General features: G+C 73.3%; 21 protein-coding genes and 1 pseudogene. 14 read left to right on the plus strand and 8 right to left on the minus strand.

The window, feature by feature from the left end; genetic code table 11:
- A complete protein-coding gene (gene mobB, locus MET2598_RS0107280) occupies positions 1–540 on the plus strand; it encodes a molybdopterin-guanine dinucleotide biosynthesis protein B (RefSeq protein WP_012333080.1) in 540 nt (179 codons plus the stop codon).
- The gene (locus MET2598_RS0107285; protein ID WP_018260385.1) at positions 524–1,774 is read left to right on the plus strand and encodes a molybdopterin molybdotransferase MoeA; all 1,251 of its coding nucleotides are present in this window, start codon (positions 524–526) and stop codon (positions 1,772–1,774) included. Before mobB ends, MET2598_RS0107285 begins: the two co-directional genes overlap by 17 nt.
- A 146-nt stretch (positions 1,775–1,920) precedes the next feature.
- On the opposite strand, the gene ccoP is transcribed toward MET2598_RS0107285, so the two are convergent.
- Genes ccoP through ccoN form a run of 4 tightly spaced genes read right to left on the minus strand, consistent with a single transcriptional unit; the run spans position 1,921 to position 5,422 of the window.
- Entirely contained in the window at positions 1,921–2,802 is an 882-nt protein-coding gene (gene ccoP / locus MET2598_RS0107290; protein WP_012333078.1) for a cytochrome-c oxidase, cbb3-type subunit III, read from the minus strand.
- 5 nt (positions 2,803–2,807) lie between these two features.
- Positions 2,808–2,957 carry a cbb3-type cytochrome c oxidase subunit 3 gene (locus MET2598_RS0107295; protein ID WP_012333077.1) on the minus strand — a complete coding sequence of 50 codons (150 nt, stop codon included), beginning with the start codon at positions 2,955–2,957 and terminating at the stop codon, positions 2,808–2,810.
- Between the two features lie 4 nt (positions 2,958–2,961).
- Positions 2,962–3,711, minus strand: a complete 750-nt coding sequence (gene ccoO / locus MET2598_RS0107300; RefSeq protein ID WP_012333076.1) for a cytochrome-c oxidase, cbb3-type subunit II — start codon at positions 3,709–3,711, stop codon at positions 2,962–2,964.
- A 52-nt stretch (positions 3,712–3,763) separates the two neighbouring features.
- Positions 3,764–5,422 (minus strand): cytochrome-c oxidase, cbb3-type subunit I, encoded by a 1,659-nt coding sequence (gene ccoN / locus MET2598_RS36110; RefSeq protein ID WP_036270306.1) that lies wholly within the window; start codon positions 5,420–5,422, stop codon positions 3,764–3,766.
- A gap of 243 nt (positions 5,423–5,665) precedes the next feature.
- Here ccoN and MET2598_RS0107310 point away from each other — a divergent pair, with 243 nt between their 5' ends.
- The 8 genes from MET2598_RS0107310 to MET2598_RS0107345 all read left to right on the plus strand — a co-directional run bounded on the left by MET2598_RS0107310 (position 5,666) and on the right by MET2598_RS0107345 (position 16,935).
- The gene (locus MET2598_RS0107310) at positions 5,666–6,481 is read left to right on the plus strand and encodes a universal stress protein (protein WP_012333074.1); all 816 of its coding nucleotides are present in this window, start codon (positions 5,666–5,668) and stop codon (positions 6,479–6,481) included.
- Positions 6,482–6,569: 88 nt separating this feature from the next.
- Complete coding sequence (locus MET2598_RS0107315) at positions 6,570–6,863, plus strand: hypothetical protein (RefSeq protein ID WP_012333073.1); 294 nt, start codon at positions 6,570–6,572, stop codon at positions 6,861–6,863.
- Between the two features lie 247 nt (positions 6,864–7,110).
- Complete coding sequence (locus MET2598_RS0107320) at positions 7,111–8,829, plus strand: NAD(P)H-dependent oxidoreductase subunit E (protein ID WP_012333072.1); 1,719 nt, start codon at positions 7,111–7,113, stop codon at positions 8,827–8,829.
- 31 nt (positions 8,830–8,860) lie between these two features.
- The gene (gene fdhF, locus MET2598_RS0107325) at positions 8,861–11,827 is read left to right on the plus strand and encodes a formate dehydrogenase subunit alpha (protein ID WP_012333071.1); all 2,967 of its coding nucleotides are present in this window, start codon (positions 8,861–8,863) and stop codon (positions 11,825–11,827) included.
- Between the two features lie 297 nt (positions 11,828–12,124).
- Positions 12,125–13,717 (plus strand): galactarate dehydratase, encoded by a 1,593-nt coding sequence (gene garD, locus MET2598_RS0107330; RefSeq protein ID WP_018260388.1) that lies wholly within the window; start codon positions 12,125–12,127, stop codon positions 13,715–13,717.
- A gap of 68 nt (positions 13,718–13,785) precedes the next feature.
- Positions 13,786–15,105, plus strand: a complete 1,320-nt coding sequence (locus tag MET2598_RS0107335; RefSeq protein WP_018260389.1) for an MFS transporter — start codon at positions 13,786–13,788, stop codon at positions 15,103–15,105.
- A gap of 96 nt (positions 15,106–15,201) precedes the next feature.
- Complete coding sequence (locus tag MET2598_RS0107340) at positions 15,202–16,338, plus strand: L-talarate/galactarate dehydratase (RefSeq protein WP_018260390.1); 1,137 nt, start codon at positions 15,202–15,204, stop codon at positions 16,336–16,338.
- A gap of 195 nt (positions 16,339–16,533) precedes the next feature.
- Entirely contained in the window at positions 16,534–16,935 is a 402-nt protein-coding gene (locus MET2598_RS0107345; protein ID WP_012333067.1) for a flagellar protein FlaG, read from the plus strand.
- A 12-nt stretch (positions 16,936–16,947) separates the two neighbouring features.
- On the opposite strand, the gene MET2598_RS0107350 is transcribed toward MET2598_RS0107345, so the two are convergent.
- Positions 16,948–17,898, minus strand: coding sequence for an alpha/beta hydrolase (locus MET2598_RS0107350; RefSeq protein ID WP_012333066.1), 951 nt, complete (start codon positions 17,896–17,898; stop codon positions 16,948–16,950).
- Positions 17,899–18,093: 195 nt separating this feature from the next.
- On the opposite strand from MET2598_RS0107350, the gene MET2598_RS0107355 reads away from it, so the two are divergent.
- Both MET2598_RS0107355 and MET2598_RS0107360 read left to right on the plus strand, forming a co-directional pair.
- Positions 18,094–18,459: a DUF6460 domain-containing protein gene (locus MET2598_RS0107355; protein WP_012333065.1), complete on the plus strand. Its 366-nt coding sequence runs from the start codon at positions 18,094–18,096 to the stop codon at positions 18,457–18,459.
- 4 nt (positions 18,460–18,463) lie between these two features.
- Positions 18,464–19,846, plus strand: a complete 1,383-nt coding sequence (locus MET2598_RS0107360) for an MATE family efflux transporter (RefSeq protein WP_012333064.1) — start codon at positions 18,464–18,466, stop codon at positions 19,844–19,846.
- Between the two features lie 58 nt (positions 19,847–19,904).
- Here MET2598_RS0107360 and MET2598_RS0107365 read toward each other — a convergent pair whose 3' ends face one another.
- Together MET2598_RS0107365 and MET2598_RS0107370 are read right to left on the minus strand one after the other, a co-directional pair.
- Positions 19,905–20,984, minus strand: coding sequence for a quinone-dependent dihydroorotate dehydrogenase (locus tag MET2598_RS0107365; protein WP_018260391.1), 1,080 nt, complete (start codon positions 20,982–20,984; stop codon positions 19,905–19,907).
- A 6-nt stretch (positions 20,985–20,990) separates the two neighbouring features.
- The gene (locus MET2598_RS0107370) at positions 20,991–21,338 is read right to left on the minus strand and encodes a DUF952 domain-containing protein (protein WP_012333062.1); all 348 of its coding nucleotides are present in this window, start codon (positions 21,336–21,338) and stop codon (positions 20,991–20,993) included.
- A gap of 143 nt (positions 21,339–21,481) precedes the next feature.
- Between MET2598_RS0107370 and MET2598_RS0107375 the strand changes: the two genes are divergently transcribed.
- Entirely contained in the window at positions 21,482–22,111 is a 630-nt protein-coding gene (locus MET2598_RS0107375) for a S24 family peptidase (protein WP_026190576.1), read from the plus strand.
- A 193-nt stretch (positions 22,112–22,304) separates the two neighbouring features.
- Here MET2598_RS0107375 and MET2598_RS0107380 read toward each other — a convergent pair whose 3' ends face one another.
- Positions 22,305–25,838 (minus strand): hybrid sensor histidine kinase/response regulator, encoded by a 3,534-nt coding sequence (locus tag MET2598_RS0107380; RefSeq protein WP_018260393.1) that lies wholly within the window; start codon positions 25,836–25,838, stop codon positions 22,305–22,307.
- Between the two features lie 391 nt (positions 25,839–26,229).
- Between MET2598_RS0107380 and MET2598_RS42080 the strand changes: the two are divergent.
- Positions 26,230–26,861: pseudogene (locus MET2598_RS42080) on the plus strand (DUF2778 domain-containing protein); the annotation flags it as partial.

Consider the following 26,861-nt stretch of genomic DNA (forward strand, 5'->3'; position numbering starts at 1 on the left):
ATGCGGGTGATCGGGCTCGCCGGCTGGAGCGGCGCCGGGAAGACGACCCTGCTGCGGCGCCTGATCCCGGCGCTGACTGGGCGGGGCCTGCGCGTGGCGACGCTCAAGCACGCGCACCACGCCTTCGACGTCGATCGGCCGGGCAAGGATTCCTACCTGCACCGCGAGGCGGGGGCGGGCGAGGTGATCGTCTCCTCGGCGCGGCGCTGGGTGCAGATCCACGAGGTCGGGCCGGGGAGGGAGGCGAGCCTCGCCGAACTCCTCGGGCGGCTCAGCCCCTGCGACCTCGCCCTCGTGGAGGGTTTCAAGCGCGAGGCGCATCCCAAGCTCGAAGTCTTCCGGGCCGCCAACGGCCGGCCGCCGCTGCACCCGGAGGATCCGCGCATCGTCGCGGTGGCGAGCGACGTCCCGTTCCCGGGGGCGGGCGTGCCGGTGCTGCCCCTCGACGCGGTCGAGGCGATCGCCGACGCGGTGCTGGCGCGGGCCGAGCCGCTCCCGACGGTTCTCGAGAGGCTCGCGGGCCATGGCGCAACTGAGTGACGATTGCTTCGCCTTCGGCGGCCCGCTGCTCACGGTGGACGAGGCGGCGGCCCTGATCGCCGCCCGGCTGCCGGTGGTGGCCGGGATCGAGAGCGTCCCGCTCCTCGACGCGGACGGGCGCGTCGCGGCGCAGGACCTGCGCGCCCTCTGCGACCTGCCGCCCTTCGCCAACGCGGCGGTGGACGGCTACGCGGTCCGCTTCGCCGACCTCGCGGCGGAGGGCGAGACGCTGCTGCCGGTGCGCGGGCGGGTGGCGGCCGGGGGCGCCGCCGGGAGCGCGACGGCGGGGGAGGCGGTGCGGATCTTCACCGGTGCCCCGATGCCGGAGGGCGCCGACACGGTCTTCATGCAGGAGGATGTCCGCGTCGAGGGCGACCGGGTCCGGCTCCCGCCCGGGCTGAGGCGCGGCGCCAATGCCCGGCCCGCGGGCGAGGATGCCGGGAGGGGCGCGCTGGTGGTCCCGGCCGGGCGGCGCCTCGCCCCGCCGGACCTCGCCCTCGCGGCCGCGACCGGGCACGCGGCGATCCCGGTGCGGCGCCGCCTGCGCGTCGCCCTGTTCTCGACCGGTGACGAGCTCGCCGAGCCGGGCGCCGCCCTCCGCCCCGGGGCGATCCACGATTCGAACCGCGTCCTGCTCGGGGCCCTGCTGCGGCGCCTCGGCGTCGCGGTCTCGGATCTCGGCATCCTGCGCGACGAGCCCGCCTCCCTGCGCGCGCGCCTCGCCGCGGCGGCCGGCGACCACGACCTCATCCTGACCTCGGGCGGCGTCTCGACCGGCGAGGAGGACCACGTCACGGCGGCGGTGGAGGCGGTGGGCCGGCTGGTGTTCTGGCGCCTCGCCATCAAGCCCGGCCGGCCGGTGGCGATGGGGCTGATCGGCGACACCCCCTTCGTGGGCCTGCCGGGCAACCCGGTCGCGGTCTACGTGACGCTGCTCTTCGTGGTCCGCCCGCTGCTGCTGCGCCTCGCGGGGGCGTCCTGCCCGCCGCCGCCCTCGCAGCCGGCCCGGGCCGCCTTCCCCTATCGCAAGAAGACCGGACGCCGGGAATTCGTCCGCGTCTCGCTGCGGCGGGCGCAGGACGGCACGGTCGAGGCCGTGAAGTTCCCCCGGGACGGGGCCGGGGTGCTGACCTCGCTCACCGGCAGCGACGGGCTCGCGGCCCTGCCCGAGGACGCGACCGGGCTGGAGGTGGGTGAGCGGGTCGAGGTGTTCCTGCACCCGCTCCTGTGGTGAGCCGTGGCACCGGGCCTTGAGCACCGGGCCTTGAGCGCCGGGCCGTCGCGGTCCCGCTCCGTCGCCCGCATCCGCGCCAGCAACCAGGCTCGACGCGGACGCGGCCTTCGGGTGGCGAGGGGGCGGCGGACCGCCCCCGCCTGCACCTACTTGCCGCCGCCGAGGCTGTGCACGTAGACCGCGAGCGACTTGATCGTCGCGGTGTCGAGCCGGCCCTCCCAGGTCGGCATCACGCCCTTGCGGCCGTTGGTGATCGTGGCGATGACCTGCTCGGGCGCCGAGCCGTAGAGCCAGACCGCGTCGGTCAAGTCGGGAGCGCCGAGTTCGGGGTTCCCCTTCGCCTGGTCGCCGTGGCAGGCGGCGCAGTTCTGCGCGAAGACCTCCGCCCCCTTCTGCAGGCTGAGGGCCGGGTTGAAGGCCTTGCCGGAGAGGGACAGGACGTAGTTGGCGACGGTCTCGACCTCGTCGCGCTTGAGCACGCCGTCGCGCCCGAAGGCCGGCATGTCACCCTGGCGGGCGTCGGCGTGGCCCGAGCGGATGCCGACCCGGATCGTCTGCGCGATCGCGTCGAGGCTGCCGCCCCAGAGCCAGTCGTCGTCCTGCAGGTTCGGGTAGCCGACCCGGCCCGTCGCCGCCGTGCCGTGGCAGCCGGCGCAATTGTCGCCGAAGGCCGCCTTGCCGGTGGCGAGCGCCAGGGAGAGCAGGGCCGGATCGGCCTTGATCTCGCCGAGCGCGGCCGAGGCGAGCCGGTCCTGGCCGAGGGCGGTGCGGGCCGCCTTGGCGCGGTCCACCTCGGCCAGCACCTCGGCGCGGCTCGAGTAGCCGAGGATCCCGCCCGTGTGGCTGGCGATCAGCGGCCAGGCCGGGTAGGCGATCCAGTAGCCGAAGGCCCACACGATCGTGGCGTAGAGGGTCAGCAGCCACCAGCGCGGCAGCGGGTTGTTGTACTCGCGGATCCCGTCCCATTCGTGGCCCGTGGTGTCGGGCTCGGCCGGCAGGCCGGCGGGCGGGTGGGCGGTGTCGGCCACGGGAGTCACTCCTCGTCCAGGGGAAGGCGGGCGGCGGCGTCGAAGCGCGCCCGGTTGCGCGGCCACAGCGCGTAGAGGGTCACTCCCGCGAACAGGCCGACGAAGTACAGCAGGCCGCTCGTCTGAGCGAAGCGCGAGGCGATATCGTAGGTCACGGCGTCACCTCAGGTTCTTCTTGTCGTCGTAGAGCTTGAAATCGACCATCGTGCCGAGCACCTGCAGGTAGGCGACGAGGGCGTCGAGTTCGGTGACGTGGCGGCGGTCGCCGGGCACGTGCAGGGCCGCGCCCGGGTAGCGCGCCTGCAGGCCGGCCGCGTCCGCGCCCTCCGGGTCGAGCTGGGCGCGCAGGTCGCCCTGGGCCCGGGTGATCATCTCGGACGTGTAGGGCACGCCGATATGGGCGTTCGCCGTCAGGTCGTCGGCGACCGCCGCCGTGTCCAGGGGCCGTTCCAGGAAGGCGTAGGCGGGCATGATCGAGCCCGGCACCACCGCCCGCGGGTCGCGCAGGTGCTCCCGGTGCCAATCGTCCGAGTACTTGCCCCCGACCCGGGCGAGGTCGGGCCCGGTGCGCTTCGAGCCCCACTGGAACGGGTGGTCGTACATGCTCTCGGCGGCGAGCGAGAAGTGCCCGTAGCGCTCGACCTCGTCGCGCATCGGCCGGATCATCTGGCTGTGGCAGAGGTAGCAGCCCTCGCGCACGTAGATGTTGCGGCCGGCCAGTTCGAGCGGCGTGTAGGGCCGCACGCCCTCCACCACCTCGATCGTGCTCTTCAGGTAGAAGAGCGGGACGATTTCGATCAGGCCGCCGATCGCGACCACGATCAGGATGCCGATGATGAGCAGGATGGAGTTCTTCTCGAAGAATTCGTGCCTCTTCCAGAGGCCGGCTTCCGCGGTGGCCATCGCCATGGTCTTTCTGTGACGGGGAGGGGAGGCCCGCCGCGGGGGCGGGCCCGTGAGCTCACTCGGCCGGGACGAGGGTGGCGCCGGGCGCGGGGCGGGTGGCCTGCGCCTCGCGGCCCAGGATCGTCATGGCGAGGTTGTAGGCCATGATCAGCGAGCCGATCAGGAACAGCACGCCGCCGAGCGCCCGCACCAGGTAGTAGGGCTGCATCGCCTCGACCGTCTCGACGAAGGAGTATTCGAGGAAGCCGAAGCTGTTGTAGGCGCGCCACATCAGGCCCTGCATGATCCCGGCGACCCACATCGAGCTGATGTACAGGACGATGCCGAGGGTCGAGACCCAGAAGTGCCACTCGACGAGGCGCAGGGAGTAGACCTCGCGGCGGTTCCAGAGCCAGGGCACGAGGCAGTAGAGGGCGCCGAAGGAGACGTAGGCGACCCAGCCGAGCGCGCCGGAATGGACGTGACCGATGGTCCAGTCGGTGTAGTGGCTGAGCGCGTTGACGGCCTTCACCGACATCATCGGGCCCTCGAAGGTCGCCATGCCGTAGAAGGCGAGGGAGACCACCATCAGGCGCAGGATCGGGTCGGTGCGCAGCTTGTCCCAGGCCCCCGAGAGGGTCATCAGGCCGTTGATCATCCCGCCCCAGGACGGCATCCACAGCATGATCGAGAAGGTCATGCCCAGAGTCTGAGCCCAGTCGGGCAGGGCGGTGTAGTGCAGGTGGTGCGGCCCGGCCCAGATGTACATGAAGATCAGGGCCCAGAAGTGGATGATCGAGAGCCGATAGGAGTAGATCGGCCGCTCCGCCCGCTTCGGGACGAAATAGTACATGATGGCGAGGAAGCCGGCGGTGAGGAAGAAGCCGACCGCGTTGTGGCCGTACCACCACTGGATCAGCGCGTCCTGCACGCCCGAGAAGATCGGGTAGGACTTCGAGCCGAACACCGTCACCGGCAGCGCGAGGTTGTTCACGATGTGGAGCATCGCGATCGTGACGATGAAGGCGAGGTAGAACCAGTTCGCCACGAAGATGTGGGGCTCCTTGCGCTTCCAGATCGTGGCCAGGAAGACCAGGAGGTAGACGACCCAGACGATGGTGAGCCAGAGATCGGCGTACCACTCGGGCTCGGCGTATTCCTTCGACTGGGTCACGCCCATCAGGTAGCCGGTGCCGGCGATGACGATGAACAGGTTGTAGCCGAGCACCACGAACCAGGGCGCGAGGTCGCCCGCCAGCCGGACCCGGCAGGTGCGCTGCACCACGTAGAGCGAGGTCGCGATCAGCACGTTGCCGCCGAAGGCGAAGATCACCGCCGAGGTGTGCAGCGGGCGCAGGCGCCCGAAGGTGGTGAATTCGAGCCCCAGGTTGAGCGAGGGCGCCCAGAGCTGGAAGGCGATGATGCAGCCGACCAGGAAGCCGGCGATGCCCCAGCCCATCGAGGCGATCGCCGCGAACTTGACCGGGCCGAGATTGTAGTTGGGCTTGCCGGCGACCTCCTGCGGCACCGGCTCCGGGTCGCGGGCCGCGTAGCGGCGCAGGATCGCCACGATGCCGGCCGCGGAGGCGGCCGCGAAGATCACCGCGTGGGCGCCGAAGGGCGCGTCGACGGCCTTGGCCGCCGCGATGAGGCTGAGGACGAAGCCGAGACCGAGGGCCGCGCACAGGCCGGCCTCGCCCTCTGTCATGTATTTGCTGGATCGGGCTGACGCCATGGCTCGCTCGCAGGAAGGCGGGGGATCCCGCGCTGACGAGCGCTTATCCGGCGGGCTCACCCCACCAACCTTGATGTGGATCAAGCCTCCGCCGGCGTGATGCGCGGCCGGCCGGCCTTTGCGCTGGATCAACGCGGAGGCGCGCCCGGGGAGGCAGGATCGCCCTGGTCCCAACCGGCCGTCCCATCGGCAGGGATCCATCGGCAAGGATCCATCGGCAGGGATCCATCGGGGAGAGGTGCGATGACTTACGCCAGCATCATGGTCTCGCTCGATCTCGGCGCCGCCGCCCAGGCCCGCGCGCAGCTCGCCGCGGACCTCGCGGGCCGGTTCGAGGCCCGCCTGATCGGCGTCGCCGCCCGGCAGGTGCCCGACCCGGTCACCGCCACCGACATCGCCGAGGCCGAGCGGATCTACGAGGCCGAGAAGGACCGCGTGCTCGACGAGATCGGGCTGGCGCGCGACGTCTTCGAGCGGGCGGCCGGCGGCTACGCGGAGGCGTCCTGGCGGGCCGCCCTCGCTCCGGCGCTGCCCTACCTCGCCCTGCAGGCGCGGGCCGCCGACCTCCTGGTCGTGGGCCGCCACGGTGCCGAGGACGGCGATCACGGCCCCCTCGGCGTGGCGCCCGGGCCGCTCCTGATGGAGGCGGGCCGCCCCGTCCTGGTCGTGCCGCCGGGCCCGACCCGGCTGCGGGCCGATCGGGCGGTCGTGGCCTGGAAGGACGCCCCGGAGGCCCGCCGGGCGGTGAGCGCCGCCCTGCCGCTGCTCGCCCGGGCGAGCGAGGTGCTGGTGCTGGGCGTCGAGCCGGAGGTCGAGGCCAAGGGGCTCGCCGACGTCGCGGATTTCCTGGTCCGGCACGGCGTGAAGGCGTCCTCCCGGCTGATCCCCGAATCGGGGATCCGCCCCGGCGAGGCGCTCCTCGCCAACGCCGCCGCCTTCCGGGCCGACCTCCTGGTGATGGGCGCCTACGGCCACAGCCGCCTGCGCGAGTGGCTGTTCGGCGGGGCCACCCGCACCATCCTGCAGACCACCACGACCTGCTGCCTGATGAGCCATTGAGCCGCAGGGCCGGCGGGCGGCCCGCCCGCCGGCCCTGCGACGAAGCGGCCGCTCGCGCGTTTCCCTCGCCCACCGGAGGGAGCCCGCCATGCCGAATGCCGAGAGAAGTCCCGCCGAGGAAGCGCGCCTCGTCGCCGAGGCCTACGCCGCCGAGACGCGTCCGCCGCTCACCGACAGCCTGCGGCAGGACCTCGCCGCCCGCCTTGCCCGGGCATGGCCCGAGGGCGTCGGCGCCGTGAACGCCGCCCTCGACGCGTTCGAGGAGAGCCTCGACGCCGTGGCGGGACCGCGCCTCGCCGCCTTCGATGCCGGGAGCGGCCGCGTCACCATGGAGCAGCGCTCGGAAGCCGGCCGTCCCCTGCGCGCCTTCGGCGGCCAGTAGGGTCGCCGAAGGCGCGCAGGGGACGGCTTGGACTTTCGTGGGGGGTGGCCGCTCCTGACGGACGCGTCCGCGATCCTTATGCTCCCGCGCTCCACGAGGGTCGGTTCGTCGCGTCGGGCGCGGCGATCGGCTCCCGGCGCGCCGGGAGCCCCGCCTCACGATCCGCGACACAGCCCGGCGAAGATCACAGCGCGAGCGTCCCCGTGCGGTACCTTGTATTTTGTATGCCAGCTGGTACGGTGACCCCATGAGCCAGCACGATGTGTCGCGCGTCAAGCGCTTCGAACACCCCGGACGCGGTCGCGAGCGGGCGAGGCCGGTGCCGAAGGGGCGCCAGGTCGATCCCCGGGCGAAGGCCGAGATCGCCGCGCTCCTCGGCGAGGCGCCGCGCCGCCGCGACCTCCTCATCGAGCACCTGCACCTCGTCCAGGACACCTACGGGCAGATCAGCGCTCCCCACCTCGCGGCGCTCGCCGACGAGATGGGGCTCGCCTTCGCGGAGGTGTTCGAGACCGCGACCTTCTACGCCCATTTCGACGTGGTGAAGGAGGGCGAGGCGGCGATCCCGGCGCTGACCGTGCGGGTCTGCGACAGCCTCACCTGCGCGATGCACGGCGCCGAGGAGCTCCTCGCCGCGCTCCAGGCGGAGATCGGCGCGCAGGTGCGCGTGGTGCGCGCGCCCTGCGTCGGCCTGTGCGACCACGCCCCGGCCGCCGAGGTCGGGCACAATTTCCTGCACCGGGCCACGGTCGAGACCGTGCGGGCGGCGGTCGCGGCCGGCGACACGCACGCGCATCTTCCCGACACGATCGATTTCGACGCCTACCGGGACGCGGGCGGCTACCGGACCCTGGAGCGCCTGCGCGCCGGCGATCTCTCGGTCGAGGACGTGCTCAAGGTCCTCGACGACGGCTCGCTGCGGGGCCTCGGCGGGGCGGGCTTCCCGACCGGTCGCAAGTGGCGCTCGGTGCGCGGCGAGCCCGGCCCGCGCCTGATGGCGGTGAACGGCGACGAGGGCGAGCCCGGCACCTTCAAGGACCAGCTCTACCTCAACACCGACCCGCACCGCTTCCTCGAAGGCACCCTGATCGGCGCCCACGTGGTCGAGGCCGAGGACGTCTACCTCTACATCCGCGACGAGTACCCGATCGCCCGCCAGATCCTGGCGCGGGAGATTGCCAAGCTGCCGCCGGGCGGGCCGCGCCTGCACCTGCGGCGCGGGGCCGGGGCCTATATCTGCGGCGAGGAATCCTCGCTGATCGAGTCGATCGAGGGCAAGCGCGGCCTGCCGCGCCACAAGCCCCCGTACCCGTTCCAGGTCGGCCTGTTCGGGCGCCCGACGCTGATCAACAACGTCGAGACGCTGTACTGGATTCGCGACCTGATCGAGCGCGGCCCGGATTGGTGGAAGAGCCACGGCCGCAACGGCCGCACGGGCCTGCGCTCCTACTCGGTGTCGGGCCGGGTGAGGGAGCCGGGCGTGAAGCTCGCGCCGGCCGGGGTCACCATCCGCGAGTTGATCGAGGAATTCTGCGGCGGCATGGCCGAGGGCCACCGCTTCGCGGCCTACCTGCCGGGCGGCGCCTCGGGCGGCATCCTGCCGGCCGCGATGGACGACATCCCGCTCGATTTCGGGACCCTCGAGAAGTACGGCTGCTTCATCGGCTCGGCCGCCGTGGTGGTGCTCTCCGACAAGGACGACATCCGCGGTGCGGCCCTCAACCTAATGCGGTTCTTCGAGGACGAGTCCTGCGGCCAGTGCACGCCCTGCCGGGTCGGCACCCAGAAGGCCCGCATGCTGATGGAGAGCGGGGTCTGGGACACCGACCTCCTCGGCGAGTTGTCGCAATGCATGCGCGACGCCTCGATCTGCGGCCTCGGCCAAGCGGCCTCGAATCCGCTCACCAGCGTCATCAAGTATTTCCCGGACCTCTTCCCGACCCCGCGGCCCATGGCGGCCGAGTAGGGCGGGACGGGCCGGAAGCGGAAGCGACACCATGAGCAGCGGCACCCAGAACAGCAACCCGGCCGGCGGCGACCCGCTCGCGACCCGGCCCTCCGCGCCCCAGGATGCCGGCGGCACCGGCGGCACGCCCCAGGGCGGCGGCTCCTACTCGCAGGGCACGAAGGCCGGCGGGCAGGCCGGGCCCGCCCCGAGCGGGACCCTGTCGCTGCGCGACCTGCCGGCGGGCATCCCCGGCGTCGTGTTCGAGCTCGACGGCGAGCAGGTCGAGGCGCGCCCGGGCGAGACCCTGTGGGCGGTCGCCCAGCGGCTCGGCACCCACATCCCGCACCTCTGCCACAAGCCCGCCCCGGGCTACCGGCCGGACGGCAATTGCCGCGCCTGCATGGTCGAGATCGAGGGGGAGCGCGTGCTCGCGGCCTCGTGCAAGCGCACGCCGGCCGTCGGCATGAAGGTCAAGACCCAGACCGACCGGGCCGTGAAGGCCCGCGCCATGGTGATGGAGCTCCTCGTCGCCGATCAGCCGGAGCGCGCGACCTCGCACGATCCGGACTCGCACTTCTGGTCGCAGGCCGACCACGTCGGCGTGAGCGAGAGCCGCTTCCCGGCCGAGGAGCGCTGGGCGACCGACGCGAGCCACCCGGCGATGCGGGTGAACCTCGACGCCTGCATCCAGTGCAACCTCTGCGTCCGGGCCTGCCGCGAAGTCCAGGTCAACGACGTGATCGGCATGGCCTACCGCAACGCGGACGCCAAGGTCGTGTTCGACTTCGACGACCCGATGGGCTCCTCGACCTGCGTCGCCTGCGGCGAGTGCGTCCAGGCCTGCCCGACCGGCGCCCTGATGCCGGCCGCCTACCTGAACGACGCGCAGCAGCGCGAGGTCTATCCCGACCGCTCGGTCGACTCGCTCTGCCCCTATTGCGGCGTCGGCTGCCAGGTCTCCTACAAGGTCAAGGACGACCGCATCGTCTACGCGGAGGGCAAGGACGGCCCGGCCAACCACAACCGGCTCTGCGTGAAGGGCCGCTTCGGCTTCGACTACGTCCACCACCCCCACCGGCTGACCAAGCCCCTGATTCGCCTCGACAACGTCGCCAAGGACGCCAACGACCAGGTCGATCCGGCCAATCCCTGGACCCATTTCCGCGAGGCGAGCTGGGAAGAGGCCCTCGCGCGCGCGGCCGGCGGCCTGAGGCGCGTGCGCGACAGCCACGGACGCCACGCGCTGGCGGGCTTCGGCTCGGCCAAGGGCTCGAACGAGGAAGCCTACCTGTTCCAGAAGCTGGTGCGGCTCGGCTTCGGCACCAACAACGTCGACCATTGCACCCGGCTCTGCCACGCCTCCTCGGTGGCGGCGCTGATGGAGGGGCTGAATTCGGGCGCCGTCTCGGCCCCGTTCTCGGCGGCGCTCGACGCCGAGGTGATCGTCGTCATCGGCGCGAACCCGACCGTGAACCACCCGGTCGCCGCCACCTTCATCAAGAACGCCGTCAAGGAGCGCGGCGCCAAGCTGATCATCATGGACCCGCGCCGGCAGGTCCTGTCGCGCCACGCCTATCGCCACCTCGCCTTCAAGCCGGGCACCGACGTGGCCATGCTGAACGCGATGCTGAACGTGATCGTCGAGGAGGGTCTCACCGATCAGCAGTACATCGCCGGCTACACCGAGAACTTCGACGCGCTGAAGGACCGCATCCGCGAGTTCACGCCCGAGAAGATGGCGAAGGTGTGCGGCATCCCGGCCGAGACCCTGCGCGAGGTGGCCCGGCTCTACGCCCGCTCGAAGGCCTCGATCATCTTCTGGGGCATGGGCGTGAGCCAGCACGTGCACGGCACGGACAATTCTCGCTGCCTGATCGCGCTCGCCCTCACCACCGGCCAGATCGGCCGGCCCGGCACCGGCCTGCACCCCCTGCGCGGCCAGAACAACGTCCAGGGCGCCTCCGATGCCGGCCTGATCCCGATGGTCTATCCGGACTACCAATCCGTCGAGAAGGCGGCGGTGCGGGAATTGTTCGAGGACTTCTGGGGCCAGTCCCTCGATCCCAAGCAGGGTCTCACCGTGGTGGAGATCATGCGGGCGATCCACGCCGGCAGCATCCGCGGCATGTACGTCGAGGGTGAGAACCCGGCGATGTCGGATCCCGACCTCAACCACGCCCGGCAGGCGCTGGCGATGCTCGACCACCTCGTCGTGCAGGACCTCTTCCTGACCGAGACCGCCTTCCACGCCGACGTGGTGCTGCCGGCCTCGGCCTTCGCCGAGAAGGCCGGCACCTTCACCAATACCGATCGCCGCGTGCAGATGGCCCGCCCGGTCGTGCCGCCCCCGGGCGACGCGCGCCAGGATTGGTGGATCATCCAGGAGATGGCCCGGCGCCTCGGCCTGGCCTGGGATTATGGCGGCCCGGCCGACATCTTCACCGAGATGGCCCGGGTGATGCCCTCGCTCAAGAACATCACCTGGGAGCGGGTGGAGCGCGAGGGCGCCGTCACCTACCCGGTCGACGCGCCGGACGAGCCCGGCCACGAGATCATCTTCTACGCCGGGTTCCCGACCGAGAGCGGGCGCGCCAAGATCGTTCCGGCCGCGGTGACGCCGCCCGACGAGGTGCCGGACACCGAGTTCCCGATGGTCCTCTCGACCGGCCGCGTGCTGGAGCACTGGCACACGGGCTCGATGACCCGCCGCGCCGGGGTGCTCGACGCGATCGAGCCCGAGGCGGTGGCCTTCATGGCGCCGCGCGAACTCGGCCGGCTCGGCCTCGTGCCGGGCGACCGGATGCGCCTCGAGACCCGCCGCGGCGCCGTCGAGGTGAAGGTGCGCTCCGACCGCGACGTGCCGGAGGGGATGGTGTTCATGCCCTTCTGCTACGCCGAGGCCGCCGCGAACCTGCTCACCAACCCGGCGCTCGACCCGATGGGCAAGATCCCGGAGTTCAAGTTCTGCGCCGCCCGGGTGGTGCCCGTCGTCCCGGCCTCGATCGCGGCCGAGTAGGGGCGGGCTCCCGGCCCGGCGCCGCCGCTTCACGCGCGAGGCAGATCCCGGCGCGGGGCCGTTCGGCACCCGCGCCGCTTCGCGTCCGCGGGCGGGGAATCCGGCCGGCCCGCCGCCCGTCGATCCATTTCCGGCATCAATCCATGCCGACTCTGAGTTGGCCTGAGATGAATGCGCTCGCTATGACTCTCTCAACCACGGGCTGGGCCGAGGCCTGAGCCGAGGCGAGCCGCCGGATCCGCGCCAGCGCCTGCTGGCCCGTCGCCGCGGCCGGCGCGCCGCGAGAGGGAGGATCCGATGCCGGCGGACGCCAAGACGAGTCCGGGAACCAAGACGAGTCCGGGAACCAAGACGAGTCCGGGACTCGCGGGGGACCTGCCCCGCACGATCCGGCTCCACCCGGACGACAACGTCGCGATCGTGGTGAACGCCTTCGGGCTGCCGGCCGGCACCGCACTTCCGGACGGGCTCACCCTGCGCGAATTCGTGCCGCAGGGCCACAAGGTGGCCCTCGCCGACATCCCCGAGGGCGCCCCGGTGCGCCGCTACGGCGAGGTGATCGGCACCGCCCTGCGGGACATCTCCCGCGGCGCCTGGGTCGAGGAGAGCCGGGTGCGGACGCCGCCCGCGCCGGCCCTCGACGCCCTCGCGCTCGCCACCCGGGTCCCGGCGCCCCTCCCGCCCCTCGACGGCTACACGTTCGAGGGCTACCGCAACCCGGACGGCTCGGTCGGCACGCGCAACATCCTGGCCATCTCGACCAGCGTGCAATGCGTCGCCGGCACCCTCGACGTCGCCGTCCGGCGCATCCGCGAGGAGTTGCTGCCGCGCTACCCGAACGTCGACGACGTGGTCGGGCTGACCCACGCCTATGGCTGCGGCGTCGCCATCAACGCGCCCGAGGCCGTGATCCCGATCCGCACCCTGCAGAGCCTCGCCCAGAACCCGAATTTCGGCGGCGAGGTGATGGTGGTGGGCCTCGGCTGCGAGAAGCTCGTCTCCGAGCGGCTGCTGCCGGACGGGCAGGGCGAGGGCGTGGTGCGGCTCCAGGACGAGCGCCACCAGGGCTTCGGCATGATGCTGGAGAGCATCATGGCGATGGCGCGGGCGCGGCTGGAGGTGCTGAACCGCCGCCGCCGCGAGACCTGCCCGGCCTCGGACCTCGTCGTCGGGCTGCAATGCGGCGGCAGCGACGCCTTCTCGGGCGTCACCGCCAACCCGGCGCTCGGCTATTGCGCCGACCTGCTGGTGCGCTGCGGGGCGACCGTGATGTTCTCGGAAGTCACCGAGGTGCGCGACGCCATCCACCTCCTCACCCCGCGGGCCGAGACCGAGGAGGTGGCCCGCGCGCTGATCCGCGAGATGGCGTGGTACGACGCCTACCTCGCCCGCGGGCAGGCCGACCGCAGCGCCAATCCCTCGCCCGGCAACAAGAAGGGCGGGCTCAACACCATCGTCGAGAAGGCCCTCGGCTCGGTGGCGAAGTCGGGCACGAGCGCGATTCGCGGCGTGCTCGCGCCGGGCGAGCGGGTGCGCCGGAAGGGCCTGATCTTCGCCGCGACCCCGGCGAGCGACTTCGTCTGCGGCACGCTGCAGCTCGCCTCCGGCATGACCCTGCAGGTCTTCTCCACGGGGCGGGGCACCCCCTACGGCCTGGCCGAGGCGCCGGTGATCAAGGTGGCGACCCGCACGGAGCTCGCCGAGCGCTGGGCGGACCTGATCGACCTCGATGCCGGCCGGATCGCCACCGGCGAGGCGACGATCGAGGAGATGGGCTGGGAGCTCTTCCGCCTGATCCTCGACGTGGCGAGCGGGCGCACCAAGCCCTGGTCGGACCGCTGGGGCCTCTACAACGACCTCACCCTCTTCAACCCGGCGCCCGTCACCTGACGCCATCGGGACCTCCGGGGCGATCCGGCCCCGGCAACGACGCGATAACCGACAATCGGGAGGAAACCATGGATCAGGCCGACCGCGAACTCGAGGCGAGGACGATCCGCAAGGTGGCGTGGCGCCTCCTGCCGCTCATCGTCATCATCTACCTCATCGCCTACATCGACCGCACCAACGTCAGCTTCGCGGCGACCGGCGGCATGTCGCAGGCGCTGGGGCTCTCGGCGAAGGATTTCGGCTTCGGGGCCGGCATCTTCTTCCTCGGCTACTTCGTCTTCGAGGTGCCGAGCAACCTGCTCCTGGAGAAGGCCGGGGCGCGGCGCTGGATCGCCCGCATCATGATCTCCTGGGGCCTCGTGGCGGGCGCGATGGCCTTCGTGACCGGGCCGACCAGCTTCGTGGTGATGCGCTTCCTCCTCGGCGTCGCTGAGGCCGGGTTCTTCCCGGGCGTGATCCTCTACTTCACCTACTGGTTCCCGAAGGCCTATCGCAGCCGCGTGCTGGCCTCGCTCTACCTGGCGGTTCCGGTCTCGAACGCCGTGACGGCGGCGCTCTCGGGCGTGCTCCTGCGCCTCGACGGGGCGCTCGGGCTGGCGGGCTGGCAGTGGCTCTTCCTGGTCGAGGCGGCCCCGGCCGTGCTCCTCGCCTTCGTGGTGCTGCGCTGGCTCACCGACTCGCCCGCCGTCGCCGACTGGCTCGCGCCCGACGAGAAGGCGTGGCTGTGCGGCGCGATCGAGCGGGAGCGGCAGGACCTGCTGCGCCAGGAGCAGGGCCACATGAGCCTGCGCCGCGCCTTCTCGGACCTGCGCGTGCTCTCGCTCGCCCTGATGTACTTCACCATCGTCACGGCGACCTACGGGATCACCTACTTCCTGCCGCAGATCGTGAAGGGCCTCGGCGGCTCCGACCTGGAGGTCGGCCTCGTCAGCGCCGCGCCCTACGTGGTCGGCACGATCGGGCTCCTCGTCTGGAGCTGGTCCTCGGACCGGATGCGCGAGCGCAAGTGGCACTACATCGTCGCCTGCCTGCTCGGGGCGGGGGGGCTGGCCGCGGCGGGCCTCTACGGCAACACCCTGATGGCGGTGGTGGCGATCGCGGTGGCGACGATCGGGCTCTACGGCTGCAAGCCGGCCTTCTGGACCATGCCGAGCGAGTTCCTGACCGGCACCGCCGCCGCGGGCGGCATCGCGATGATCAACTCGATCGGCAATCTCGGCGGCTTCGTCGGCCCCTTCGTGGTCGGCTGGATCAAGGACGCGACCGGCGGCTTCGGGGCGGCGCTCGGCTTCCTCACCGCCTGCGCGGTGCTCTCGGCCCTCCTCGCCCTGCTCACGGCGCCGGGCCGGGTGCGGACCGCCGCCAAGGTCGCGGCGCTCCCGACCTGACGTCGCGCGGGCGCCCCGCCCGGGGCGCCGCGCCCGCCAGGGCCCATCACCGGCACGGGCCATCACCGGCACGGGCCATCACCGGGAGGAACGAGGATGCCGCACGGGACCGACACGATCCGCCGGATCAGGCTGCACGCGGTGACCCTGCCGCTCGCCAGCCCGATCAGCGACGCCAAGGTGCTCACCGGGCGCCAGAGGCCGATGACCGAGATCGCCATCCTGGTCTGCGAGATCGAGGCCGGGGACGGGTCGGGCGGCCTCGGCTTCAGCTACGTGAAGCGGGCCGGCGGCCCGGGGCAGTTCGCCCATGCCCGCGAGATCGCGCCCGCCCTGCTCGGGGAGGATCCGAGCGACATCGCCAAGGCCTGGGACCGCCTCGCCTGGGCGGGAGCCTCGGCCGGCCGCGGCGGCCTCGCGGTCCAGGCGATCGGCGCCTTCGACGTCGCCCTCTGGGACCTGAAGGCGAGGCGGGCCGGCCTCTCGCTCGCCAAGCTCCTCGGGGCGCACCGCGATTCGGTGCGCTGCTACAACACGTCGGGCGGCTTCCTGCACACGCCCCTCGACGAGCTGCTGGTCAATGCCGAGCGCTCCCGCGCCCGCGGGATCGGCGGCATCAAGCTCAAGGTCGGGCAGCCGGACGGGGCCCTCGACTTGAAGCGGGTCGCCGCCGTGCGGGAGCGCCTCGGCGACGAGGTCCCGCTGATGGTCGATGCCAACCAGCAATGGGACCGGCCGACCGCCCTGCGCATGGGCCGGATCTTCGAGGCCTTCGACCTCGTCTGGATCGAGGAGCCCCTCGACTGCCTGGACGCGGCCGGCCACGCGGCGCTCGCCGCCGCCCTCGACACGCCGATCGCCACCGGCGAGATGCTGACGAGCGTCGCCGAGCACTGGGACTTCATCCGCCAGAACGGCGCCGACTACCTGATGCCGGACGCGCCGCGGGTCGGCGGCATCACGCCCTTCCTCAAGGTGGCGGCGCTGGCGGAATTCGCCGGCCTCACCGTCGCGCCGCACTTCGCCATGGAGTTGCACATCCACCTCGCCGCCGCGCTCCAGCGGGAGCCCTGGGTGGAGCATTTCGAGTGGCTCGAACCGCTCTTCAACGAGCGGCTGGCCCTCGAGGGCGGCCGGATGATCGTGCCGACCCGGCCCGGGCTCGGCCTCACCCTGAGCGATCAGGCCCGCGCCTGGATCCGCGAGACCGCGGAATTCGTCGCGCCGGCCTGAGCCCGCGGCGCCCGCCGCGATGGGTCCGATCCGCCACCGCACCGGCCCCGCCCTCAGGCGCGCCCGCCGGGCGAACCGCCGGCGCGATGTCGTGAAAAAGAATGCGCCGGCGTTAACCAGGCCTTCACACCAGCGCGCGAGCGGGGCGCGCCGTTAAGGTCCGGGTAGGGACGACGGGTGTCTGATCATGCCAGCATGAACACCTGGGGACTCTCGATGTTCGAGATCCGGTCCTTGGCGGCGCCGAGCGCGCCTGCCCCGATCGAGGCGGACCCTCCGCCGCGCCGCCCGACCGGCGGGCGCGAGCCCGAATCCGCGCCGCTCGACGACGCCGTCACCCTCGACCTGAGCCCGGAGGCGAAGCGCGCCCTCGCGGAAGCCCCGCCCGAGCCGTCGCCCGATGCCGGCCGCTCCGAGGTGCGCTACCGCCGCGACGTCGAGACCCAGCAGATGGTGTTCCAGGTGCTCGACCCGAATTCCGGCTCGGTGCTCGACCAGCTCCCCTCCGAATCGGCCCTGCGCGCCAAGACCTACGCGCGCGAGTCGGAGGCCGCGCAGGCCGCCCCGATCGGCACCACCGTCGCGCGCACGGCCTGACGGCGCCCGGCTTCAGGCCAGCGCCATCAGGAAGCGCTCGATCAGCTCCAGCGCCCGCTCGGTCATCGCCAGGGGGTAGCGGATGAAGACGTGGCAGCCGCCGGTATAGACCGCCGTGTAACCCCCGTTATTGGCCGCGGCCCAGCGCATCGACATGAACAGCGTGTCGTCGAGGAGCGGGTCGCGGGTCCCGACCGAGAACAGGGCGGGGGGCAGGCCCTTGAGATCGGCGTAGAGCGGCGAGACCTCGGGCGAGCGCCGGGCGACCCCCTCGGGCACGAAGCCGTCCGCGAAGCGGCGCACGTCGCGGGAATTGAGGACGAGCCGCTCCTCGCCCCAGTTGCGGGCGCTCGCGGTGACGCCGAGGTCGAACAGGCCGGAGAACAGGTTCGCGCCCCGGAACGCCTTCGGGAGCCGGTGGCGGTCGCGCAGGCGCAGGAGCGTCATCACCGAGAGGTGGGCTCCGACCGATTCGCCGCCGATGGTCAGCGCCTCGACGCCGAACAGGCGCCGCCCCTCGCCGTGCAGCCACAGCGCCGCCGCCGCGCAATCGTCGAGCGGGGCCGGGTAGGGGTGCTCGGGCGCGAGCCGGTACTCGACCGAGATGCAGACGAAGCCGCAGCGGTCGGCGATGCGCTCCAGCCAGGGGTCCTGCTCGTCGGCCGCGCCCCAGATCCAGCCGCCGCCGTGAATGTGCAGGTAGGCGCCGCGCGGCTTGCGCACCGGGCGAATCACCCTGAGGGCGATCGGGCCGCCCGGGCCCGGGATGGTCAGCGTCTCGGCCCGCGGGCTCTGCGGCATCGCCGGGAAGGCGGCGCTGCCCTGTCGTCGCCGAGCCCGCACCTCGGCGACGGGCAGCGACCAGGGATCCGGGGCGCTCGCCTGCGCGGCCATGATCTCCCGGTTGAGCCGCTCCGCATCCGGGTCGGCCTTGGCGGGATCGAAGAGCGCGTGGTCGATCATGCTGCGAACCCGTGACCGCCCGCTGCGGCGGACGTCTCCCTCGTGAATCGATGGCGCGCCCTCCTGGTGTGGGGCTTGACGCTCGCCATCTTTACGACGCGCCGCGGAGCGACGTAACGCGTCCGTTGCAGATTTGCGGGGACGTGTGTGCGGCAGGCCGCAGCTTTCCGTTCGATCCCCTTCCGCGAGGCCCCGATGAGCGATCCGCGTTTCACCATTCCGCCCGGGCGGCCGCACGATCCGCGCGGCGGCCAGGATCCGCGCGGGGCCTATGACGGGTCCGGCGCGCATCGGGCCGGCTCGGACCTGCGGCGCTTCCTGGGCGGCTCGCCCGCCGCCGTCCTCGTCCGGCTCGTCTTCCTGTCGCTCCTGGTCGGCGCCGGCATGGCGATGATCGGGATCACCCCCCGGGCGCTCTACGTCCACGCCTACGACACGCTGCGCACGCTCATCGACCTCGGCCTGTCGACCTTCCACGACGCCGGGACCTGGCTGATCGCCGGCGCCGTCGTGGTCGTGCCGCTCTGGCTGCTGTCGCGGCTGCTCGCGGGCGGGCGCTAGGCGCATGGACGCGTCCGCAGCCCCGGCGGTGACGAACCGCCGCGTCCTCGCCCTCGCCCTGCCGATGACCCTCGCCAATGTCACGACGCCGCTCCTCGGCGTCGTCGGCGCGGCGGCGATCGGGCGGCTGGGCGATGCCGCGCTCCTCGGGGCGCTCGCCCTCGGGGCCGTCCTGTTCGACTACCTGTTCTGGACCTTCGGCTCGCTGCGCATGGCCACCGCCGGGCTCACCGCCCAGGCCGCCGGGGCGGGCGACGCGGCCGAGATCGACCGGGCCCTGGCGCGGGCGCTGGCGGTCGGGGGCGGCGTGGGCCTGCTGCTCGTCGCCCTGCAGCGGCCGCTCGGCGAGGCGGCCTTCGCGCTCGCCGGCGCGAGCCCGGCGGTCACCGCGGCCCTCGCGACCTATTTCGGCATCCGCATCGTCGCGGCGCCGTTCACGCTCATGAACTACGCCGTGCTGGGCTCGACCCTGGGACGCGGGCGCACCGATCTCGGCCTCGCCCTCCAGGTCGCCATGAACGTCGCGAACATCGCGCTCACGATCCTGCTCGTGCTCGGCCTCGGCCTCGGGGTCGCGGGGGCGGCCCTGGCGGCGGTCCTGGCCGAGGCCCTGGGCTTCCTCCTCGGCCTCTTGGTGCTGCGCCGCCTCGGCTCCCGGCCCTGGCGGATCCCCCGCGCGGAGGTGCTGGAGCGGACCTCCCTGCTGCGCATGCTCGCGGTCAACGGCGACGTGATGGTGCGCACCCTGGCCGTGATCGCGGCCTTCGGCTCCTTCTCGGCGCTCGGGGCGCGGGCGGGCGACCTCACCCTCGCGGCGAATGCCGTGCTGCAGAACCTGTTCCTCGTCGGCAGCTTCTTCCTCGACGGCTTCGCCACCGCGGCGGAGGTGCTGTGCGGGCAGGCGCTCGGCGCCCGCCGGGAGGGCGCCTTCCGGCGCGCCGTCCGCTACGCGCTCGGCTGGTGCCTCGGCTTCGGCCTCGCGGTCTCGCTGCTGTTCCTGGCGACGGGCGGCGCCTTCATCGACGCGATCAGCACCAATCCCGAGGTGCGCGCCCTCGCGCGCCTCTACCTGCCCTTCGCGGCCCTGACGCCCGTCGTGGCCGCGGCGGCCTTCGCCTTCGACGGGATCTATATCGGGGCGACCTGGACCCGGCCGATGCGCAACCTGATGGTCGCGGCGCTCGCCGCCTACCTGGCGGTGCTGGGGGGCGTGCAGGGCCTCGGCAATACCGGCCTGTGGCTCGCGCTCCTGGCCTTCCTGGCCGCCCGCGGCATCGGCCAGGGCCTGCTCTACCCGAGGCTCGCCCGGGCCGCCTTCGGGCCGGCCCCCGCCGGCGCGGCCCCCGCCGGCCCCGCGCAGGTGCCCGCGCAGGTGCCCGCGGCGTGAGCCGCGGCCCGGGCGGCCGCCTCCGGCCGGCCGCGGGCGGGCCGCGACGCGGCCCCGGTCAGGCGCTGCGCGCGAGTTCGGCCGCGTCGCGGCCGACCCACGCGGCGAGCGGCCGGCCCTGGTCGGCGAGGCGCGCGGCGAGCCCGCGCTTGATCGTCCCGACGAGCCCGGGGCCCGCATAGACCAGGGCCGAGTAGAGCTGCAGGAGGCTGGCGCCGGCCCGGATCTTGGTCCAGGCGGCCTCGGCCGAATCGATCCCGCCGACCCCGACCAGGGGCAGGCGGGTGCCGACCCGCAGGAAGGTCTCGGCGAGGAGCCGCGTCGAGGGCGAGAAGAGCGGCCGGCCGGAGAGCCCGCCGGCCTCGCGGGCGCGCGCCGCCTCCGCGAGGCCGGCGGGCCGCGCCACCGTGGTGTTCGAGACGACGAGCCCCTCCACCCCGCGCCGCAGGGCCGTGGCCGCGATGGCGTCGAGGGCGCCGAGGGTGATGTCGGGCGCGATCTTGAGCAGGATGGCGGCGCGGCGCCCGCCCCCTGCCGCGTCGCGGGCCTCCACGACCCGGGCCAGGAGCTCGTCCAGGAAGGCCTCGCCCTGCAGGTCGCGCAGGCCCGGCGTGTTGGGCGAGGAGACGTTCACGGTGATGAAGTCGACGAGGCCCGCGAGCGCCCGCGTGCAGGTCACGTAATCGGCCAGCCGGTCGGCCGCCTCCTTGTTGGCCCCGATATTCGCGCCGATCAGGCCGGGCCGGCCGGCCCGCGCGGCGAGTCGCGCCGCCACGGTGGCGAGCCCCTCGCTGTTGAGCCCGAACCGGTTGATGACGGCGCCGTCGCGGGGCAGGCGGAAGACCCGCGGGCGCGGGTTGCCGGGCTGGGGCAGCGGCACCACGCCGCCGACCTCCACGAAGCCGAAGCCGAGGCGCAGGAGCGCGTCCGGCACCTCGGCCCCCTTGTCGAATCCCGCCGCGAGCCCGACCGGGTTCGGGAAGCGCTTGCCGAAGGCCGCGACCGCCAGGGCCGGGTCGTCGGCGGGCGGTGGTCCGGGGGGCAGGAGCGCGAGCGCCCGCAGGGTCAGGCGATGGGCCGTCTCGGCGTCGAGGGCGTGGAGAACGGGCCGGGCGAGGGGGAACAGGCTGGCGAGCAAGGCGTGTCAGCCCTCCAGGTCCGCGGGGAAACGGTGGCGCCCGTCCGGTCCGAGCCGGAGCGGCACCGCGGAGCGGACCGCCGCGAGCGGCAGCGGCCCGTAGAGGTGCGGGAACAGGGCGCCGCCCCGGGAGGGCTCGTAGCGCAGGGCCTCGCCGAGATCCTCCGCCGCGACCGCGACGAGGACGAGGTCATCCTGGCCGGCGAAATGCCGGGCGGCGGTCTCGGCGACCTGGGCGGCGGTGGAGAAGTGGATGTACCCGTCCGCGAGGTCGACCGGGGCGCCGAGGAAGCGGCCGGCGGCCTGCGCGTCCCGCCACAGCGGGGCCGGGCAGATCTTGTAAATCATGCTCATGGCTGAGGATTCCGAGGCGCCTCTCGCGCGAAACCGGATTTATTACGGGGCGGCATCCACGCGGCGTTGCCTTTCGGATGACGCCGAGTAGTGTCGGGCGAAGCGGTCCGCAGATCTGATTGCGGGTGATAGATACTCTCCCCATGCTTTCGCACGACAGGATTTGGTCAGCAATCGACCATCTCGCGCAGCGCCACGGGCTGACCCCCTCGGGCTTGGCCAAGCGCGCGGGGCTCGATCCGACGAGCTTCAACCGCTCGAAGCGCGTCGCGCCCGACGGCCGCAGGCGCTGGCCCTCGACGGAATCCCTCGCCAAGATCCTGGCCGCGACGGGGGCCACCCTCGACGAGTTCGTGCAGCTCGTCTCGCCGCGGGCCGCCGCGGGGGCGGCCGTCGTGCCGCTGATCGGCAGCGCCGCCCTGGCGGTGGCCGGGCGGATCGGGCCGGACGGCCGCCCGACCGGGTCCGCCTGGGACGAGCTCGATTTTCCGGATCTCGGCACGCAGGATTGCTTCGCCATCGAGGTTCAGGGCAACGATCTGCGGCCTCTCTACCACGACGGCGACGTGCTTGTGGTCTGCGCCACGGCGCCGATGCGCCGCGGCGACCGGATCCTGGTGAGCCTGCGCACGGGGGCGCTGGTCGGCGCGGTGCTGCGTCGGCGCACCGCGCGGGTGGCGGACCTCGCGCCCGTGATGCCTGGCGAGGCCGCGCGCTCGATCGCGACGGCCGAGATCGCCTGGATGGCGCGGATCATGTGGGTCCGGCACTGACCGCGGCGGAGTCCCGCCCGGCATCCTGGCTCCGCATCGTCGCCGCCGCCGACCCGGCGGCCCTCCCGGTGAAGGGGGCGGTTGTCCGCCGACCGGTTCGGCAGCAGGTCGGGCCAGGACCGCCATCGGCTGTCCGGACGGCGATGCCGAACCAGCGCGCCCGGACGAGGGCGATGGCCGCGCGGCGCCGCGATCAGCCGGAGGGTTCCTCGGCCGCCGCCCGCCGGGCCTGCCACTGGGTCAGCAGCGCCCGCAGGGCGGCGGGCTTCAGCGGCTTGGTGAGCAGGTGGACGCGCTGCGCCGCGGCCGCCTCCCGCACCGGCGGCGAGCGGTCGGCGGTGAGCAGCACCGCCGGCACGTCGGCCGACAGGGCCGCCCGCAGCGAGGCGATCAGGTCGAGCCCGTTGCCCTCGTCGAGGTGGTAATCCGCCACGATCACGTCGGGGGGCGGGGCGGGGGCGAGCACCCGCCGCACCGCCTCGCCGACCGAGCCCGCCGTGCGCACGCGGCAGCCCCAGCTCGCGAGCAGGCGCGCCATGCCGTCCACGATCGCCGGCTCGTTGTCGATGGCGAGGACCGAGAGGCCCGAGAGGGCGGCGTCCGCCGGGCGGGGCGCCTCCGCGGCGGCCTCCGGGGCCGGCCGCAGGGCGGCGACCGGCACCAGGACCGAGAAGATCGAGCCGCGCCCGACCTCGGAGCGCAGGCGGATCGGGTGACCGAGGAGCCGCGCGGTGCGCTCGACGATCGAGAGGCCGAGCCCGAGGCCGCGGGCGACCCGGGCCCCCTGTTCGAGGCGCCGGAATTCCTGGAACACCACCTTGCGCTTGGAGGCCGGGATGCCGAGCCCGGTGTCGCAGACCATGAGTTCGAGCCGCTCGCCGCGGCGGCGCGCACCGACCAGGACCCGGCCCGATTGGGTGTACTTGATGGCGTTGGAGACGAGGTTCTGGAGCAGCCGGCGCAGGAGCGGCCGGTCCGAGCGGACGCCGAGGCCGCAGGGCATCACCCGCAGCTCCAGGCCCTTCTCGCGCGCCATCGGCTCGAATTCGCGCCGGATCTGGCGCATCAGCTCGGAGACCCGGAAGGTCGAGAGCTGCGGCGTCAGGGCGCCGGTGTCGAGGCGGGAGATGTCGAGGAGCGCGGTCAGGATCTCCTCGACCGCGTCCAGCGAGGCGTCGACGTTCTCGGCGAGCGTCGGGTCGGCGGCGCGGTCGCGCTCGACCAGGGCCGCCGCGTAGAGGCGGGCCGCGTTGAGGGGCTGCAGGATGTCGTGGCTCGCGGCGGCGAGGAAGCGCGTCTTCGAGGCGTTGGCCTCCTCGGCCTCGGCCTTGGCGCGGCTCAGCGCGGCGTTGAGGCGGGTCAGCTCCTCGGTCCGCTCCCGCACCCGGCGCTCCAGCTCCTCGTTGAGGCGCTCGCGGGCCTCCTCGGCCGCGACCGCGTCGGTGACGTCCGTGTAGGTCGCGACCACGCCCCCGTTCGGCAGGGCGTTGGCCCGGATCTCGATCACGCGCCCGCTCGGGGAGAGGCGCAGGCGCTGCGGCCCGGTCTCCTGCCGGAAGGCGGCGATGCGCTCGCGCACGAGGTCGTCCGCCTCGCGGTCGCCGTAGGCGCCCCGGGCGGCGTTGTAGCGGACGATCTCCTCCAGCGGCATGCCGGTGCGCATGATGTCGTTGGGCAGGTCGTAGAGGTCCGCGAAGGCCCGGTTCCAGGCGATCAGGGTCATGTCGCGGTCGAAGACCGTGATGCCCTGGCCCGCGTGGTCGAGGCCGTGCTGTAGGAAGTCGCGGCTGTACTGGAAGGCCGCCGAGGCGTCGTCGAGGAGGCGCAGGGCCGCCCGCGGCGAGACGTTGCGCCGCCCGAGCAGCAGCGAGAGCGCGAGCCGGGCCGAGGAGGCGCCGATCGCCGAGGCGAGCAGGTGCTCGGCGTGGCGCAATTCGCCGAGCCCCGCCACCGCGTCCGGGTGGAGGATCATCCGGCCGCGCTCGGCGAAGTAGGCGTCGAAGGCTCGCTGCGCGCGCTCCTCGCCGAGGAAGCGGGCGACGGCGGCGCGCAGCTCCCCGAAGCTCAGCGTGCCGCGGAACAGGCGCAGGGGCGGCGCGTCCTGCACGAATTCGTGCCCGAAGGCCTCGGCCTGGAGCCGCTCGATCGCGCTCGGCGCCCGCAGCAGCGAGAAGCCCCAATACGCCAGGGCGTTGAGGCCGAGGCTCCAGAGCGTGCCGTGGACGAGGCGCGGCAGGTCGTCGAGCCCCATCAGGGCGGTGGGGCTGAGGGCCGCGATGCCGAAGGGCCCGTCCTCCAGGAAGGCGCGCGCCCAGGGGCTGGCGGATTCGCCGAGCAGGCTCGGCAGCAGCAGCGTGTAGGCCCAGACCGCGAGCCCCGCCGTCAGCCCCGCCACCGCGCCGAGGCCGGTGCCGCGCCGCCAGATCAGGCCGCCGAGGAAGGCCGGCCCGATCTGCGCCACGGCCGCGAAGGAGAGGAGGCCGATCGAGGCGAGCGCCACCTCGCCGGCCACCCGCGAATAGGCGTAGGCCGCCAGGATCACCACCACGATGGCGACCCGGCGCACCGCCAGCACGACGCCGCCGAGATTGGTCGCCCGCTGGCTCCCCGGCCGCCCGCGCAGGACCAGCGGGATGACGAGGTGGTTCGAGATCATGATCGCGACCGCGACCGATTCCACGATCACCATCGCGGTCGCGGCCGAGAGCCCGCCCACGAAGGCGATGAGCGCGATGCCGTCCGCGCGCTCGGCCAGGGGCAGGGCGAGCACCGTCATGTCGCGCATGACGCTCCCGTCCGGGAACATCATCAGGCCGATCACCGCGAGCGGCACGACGAACAGGTTGATGAGCACGAGGTAGAGCGGGAAGGCCCAGGCGGCGCGGGTCACGTCCGCCACCGCCCGGTTCTCCACCACGGCCATGTGGAACTGGCGCGGCAGCAGCAGCACGGCGCAGGACGAGAGCAGCACCTGCACCAGCAGCGTCCAGGGGCCGGACGTGTCGGCGACCAGGGCGGCCGTCCCGCCGAGCAGGGCCCCGGGGGTGACCACCGGCGCCTCCCGCAGCACCCAGCCGACCACGAAGCCGCCGACGACCAGGAAGGCGAGGAGCTTCACGAGCGACTCGATCGCGATGGCGAGCGTCAGCCCGTCCTGGTGCTCGGTGGCGTCCGCGTGGCGGGTCCCGAAGGCGACCGCGAAGCCGGCGAGGACCAGGGCGGTGAACAGGCCGAGATCGCCCATCAGGCCGATCGTGCCGCCGCCGCGCCCGTCCGTGGCGTCGAGGAAGACCCGCAGCGAGGCCGCGACGGCGCGCAGCTGCAGGGCGATGTAGGGGATCGCCCCGACGATGCTGATCAGGCAGACCAGGGCGGCGATGCGCTCGCTCTTGCCGTAGCGGGCCGCGATGAAGTCGGCGACGGAGGTCGAGTTCTGGGCCTTGGCGATCCGCACGACCCGCGCCACCAGCCGGTGCCCGAGGCCGATCACCAGCACCGGGCCGACATAGATGGTGAGGAAGTCGAGGCCCGAATGGCTGGCGAGCCCGACCGAGCCGAAGAAGGTCCAGGAGGTGCAGTAGACCGCGAGCGACAGGGCGTAGATGGTCGGCCGCACGCGCTCGTCGCGCATCAGGCGCCGGCCGGACACGTCGCCCCAATGCGCCACCGTGAACAGGGCGCAGATGTAGGTGAGTGCGGTCAGCACCACCGCCCAGCCCGCGATCATCCCCGCGCGTCGTCCTCAAGCGGATCGGAGCAAGCGTCCGATCGTCCGCCCCTGTGTAGGGCATAACCGGCCGGCGCGACGACTGGAAAGGCGGGCTCGCCGGGGAGGGCGCGCTCCGCCGTCCGGTCCGGCGCGCCCGGGAGCCCCGGCGCCCGCCCGTCCCACGACGATCCGGCGCGCTCCCCGCACCGGTTCAGCGATGATTAACCACGTCGGTTCAGTGCTGATTAACCACGCGGTGTTATCGCTGATACAGCCGAAATTGGTACTTCCCGAAGCAACGGACCATTTCACGGCGGCGCGAACGCGCATCTCGCCAGTCTATTCTGGCGCGCGCTGCGCCGTCAGCGGGCCGCATCGCTCGGGACGTGCGTCGACGAGTAGCGTATCCATGGTCCAGCGCGCCTTCCCCTCCGCCGGTCCGTCCCCGCGCTGGCCCGCGCCCCGCCGCGGGCTGATCCGCTCCCTGCTGGTCGTCGGCGGGGTCGCGTGGTTCGGCTTCGCCTCCGAGGGCGTGGTGCCCTGGGCCGCCCGTCCGGCGCCGACCGCGCCCGCGCCGGCTCCCGCCGCGCCCCCCGCCCCGGTTCCGGCCGCGGTCGCCGCGCCGCCGGCCCGGGCCGCGTGGCTGTTCGACCCCACCCCCGCCCTCGATCCGGCGCGGCTCGCGTGGCAGCAGGAGCCCTCGCGCGCGGCCGCCGGCTTCGCCGGGCCGCGGGCCGAGCCGCCCGTGCAGGTCGCGGCCCTGCCCCCGCGGCCGGCCGAGGCGCCCTCGCTCGCCCCGGAGGCCCGGCTCGTCCTGCAGCCGGTGCCGCTGCCCGTGCCCCGGCCCTCCGAGTTCCGGGCGGCGCGCCCGCCCGAGACGCCGCGGCTCGCCGAGCGCCAGACGCCGCGCCGCGGCCGGGCGCAGAGCCCGGCCGCCGCCATGGCGGACACGCGCACCTTCTTCGAGAAGCTGTTCGGGGCCCCGCAGGAGCCGGCCCGCACGGCGCTCGCCTACGCGGGGGTGGACCGCGACACCATCGA

This window comes from Methylobacterium sp. WSM2598 (genome assembly GCF_000379105.1).
GTDB lineage: Bacteria > Pseudomonadota > Alphaproteobacteria > Rhizobiales > Beijerinckiaceae > Methylobacterium.

What these genes read in the sequence shown, in the direction of transcription:
- mobB (WP_012333080.1), top strand. Translation starts at nt 1, where the DNA reads ATGCGGGTGATCGGGCTCGCCGGCTGGAGCGGCGCCGGGAAGACGACC.
- MET2598_RS0107345 (WP_012333067.1), top strand. Translation starts at nt 16,534, where the DNA reads ATGAACACCTGGGGACTCTCGATGTTCGAGATCCGGTCCTTGGCGGCG.
- MET2598_RS0107320 (WP_012333072.1), top strand. Translation starts at nt 7,111, where the DNA reads ATGAGCCAGCACGATGTGTCGCGCGTCAAGCGCTTCGAACACCCCGGA.
- MET2598_RS0107380 (WP_018260393.1), bottom strand. Translation starts at nt 25,838, where the DNA reads ATGATCGCGGGCTGGGCGGTGGTGCTGACCGCACTCACCTACATCTGC.
- fdhF (WP_012333071.1), top strand. Translation starts at nt 8,861, where the DNA reads ATGAGCAGCGGCACCCAGAACAGCAACCCGGCCGGCGGCGACCCGCTC.
- MET2598_RS0107355 (WP_012333065.1), top strand. Translation starts at nt 18,094, where the DNA reads ATGAGCGATCCGCGTTTCACCATTCCGCCCGGGCGGCCGCACGATCCG.
- MET2598_RS0107310 (WP_012333074.1), top strand. Translation starts at nt 5,666, where the DNA reads ATGACTTACGCCAGCATCATGGTCTCGCTCGATCTCGGCGCCGCCGCC.
- garD (WP_018260388.1), top strand. Translation starts at nt 12,125, where the DNA reads ATGCCGGCGGACGCCAAGACGAGTCCGGGAACCAAGACGAGTCCGGGA.
- MET2598_RS0107285 (WP_018260385.1), top strand. Translation starts at nt 524, where the DNA reads ATGGCGCAACTGAGTGACGATTGCTTCGCCTTCGGCGGCCCGCTGCTC.
- MET2598_RS0107335 (WP_018260389.1), top strand. Translation starts at nt 13,786, where the DNA reads ATGGATCAGGCCGACCGCGAACTCGAGGCGAGGACGATCCGCAAGGTG.
- MET2598_RS0107350 (WP_012333066.1), bottom strand. Translation starts at nt 17,898, where the DNA reads ATGATCGACCACGCGCTCTTCGATCCCGCCAAGGCCGACCCGGATGCG.
- MET2598_RS0107315 (WP_012333073.1), top strand. Translation starts at nt 6,570, where the DNA reads ATGCCGAATGCCGAGAGAAGTCCCGCCGAGGAAGCGCGCCTCGTCGCC.
- MET2598_RS0107375 (WP_026190576.1), top strand. Translation starts at nt 21,482, where the DNA reads ATGCTTTCGCACGACAGGATTTGGTCAGCAATCGACCATCTCGCGCAG.
- ccoN (WP_036270306.1), bottom strand. Translation starts at nt 5,422, where the DNA reads ATGGCGTCAGCCCGATCCAGCAAATACATGACAGAGGGCGAGGCCGGC.
- MET2598_RS0107360 (WP_012333064.1), top strand. Translation starts at nt 18,464, where the DNA reads ATGGACGCGTCCGCAGCCCCGGCGGTGACGAACCGCCGCGTCCTCGCC.
- ccoO (WP_012333076.1), bottom strand. Translation starts at nt 3,711, where the DNA reads ATGGCGATGGCCACCGCGGAAGCCGGCCTCTGGAAGAGGCACGAATTC.
- MET2598_RS0107340 (WP_018260390.1), top strand. Translation starts at nt 15,202, where the DNA reads ATGCCGCACGGGACCGACACGATCCGCCGGATCAGGCTGCACGCGGTG.
- MET2598_RS0107370 (WP_012333062.1), bottom strand. Translation starts at nt 21,338, where the DNA reads ATGAGCATGATTTACAAGATCTGCCCGGCCCCGCTGTGGCGGGACGCG.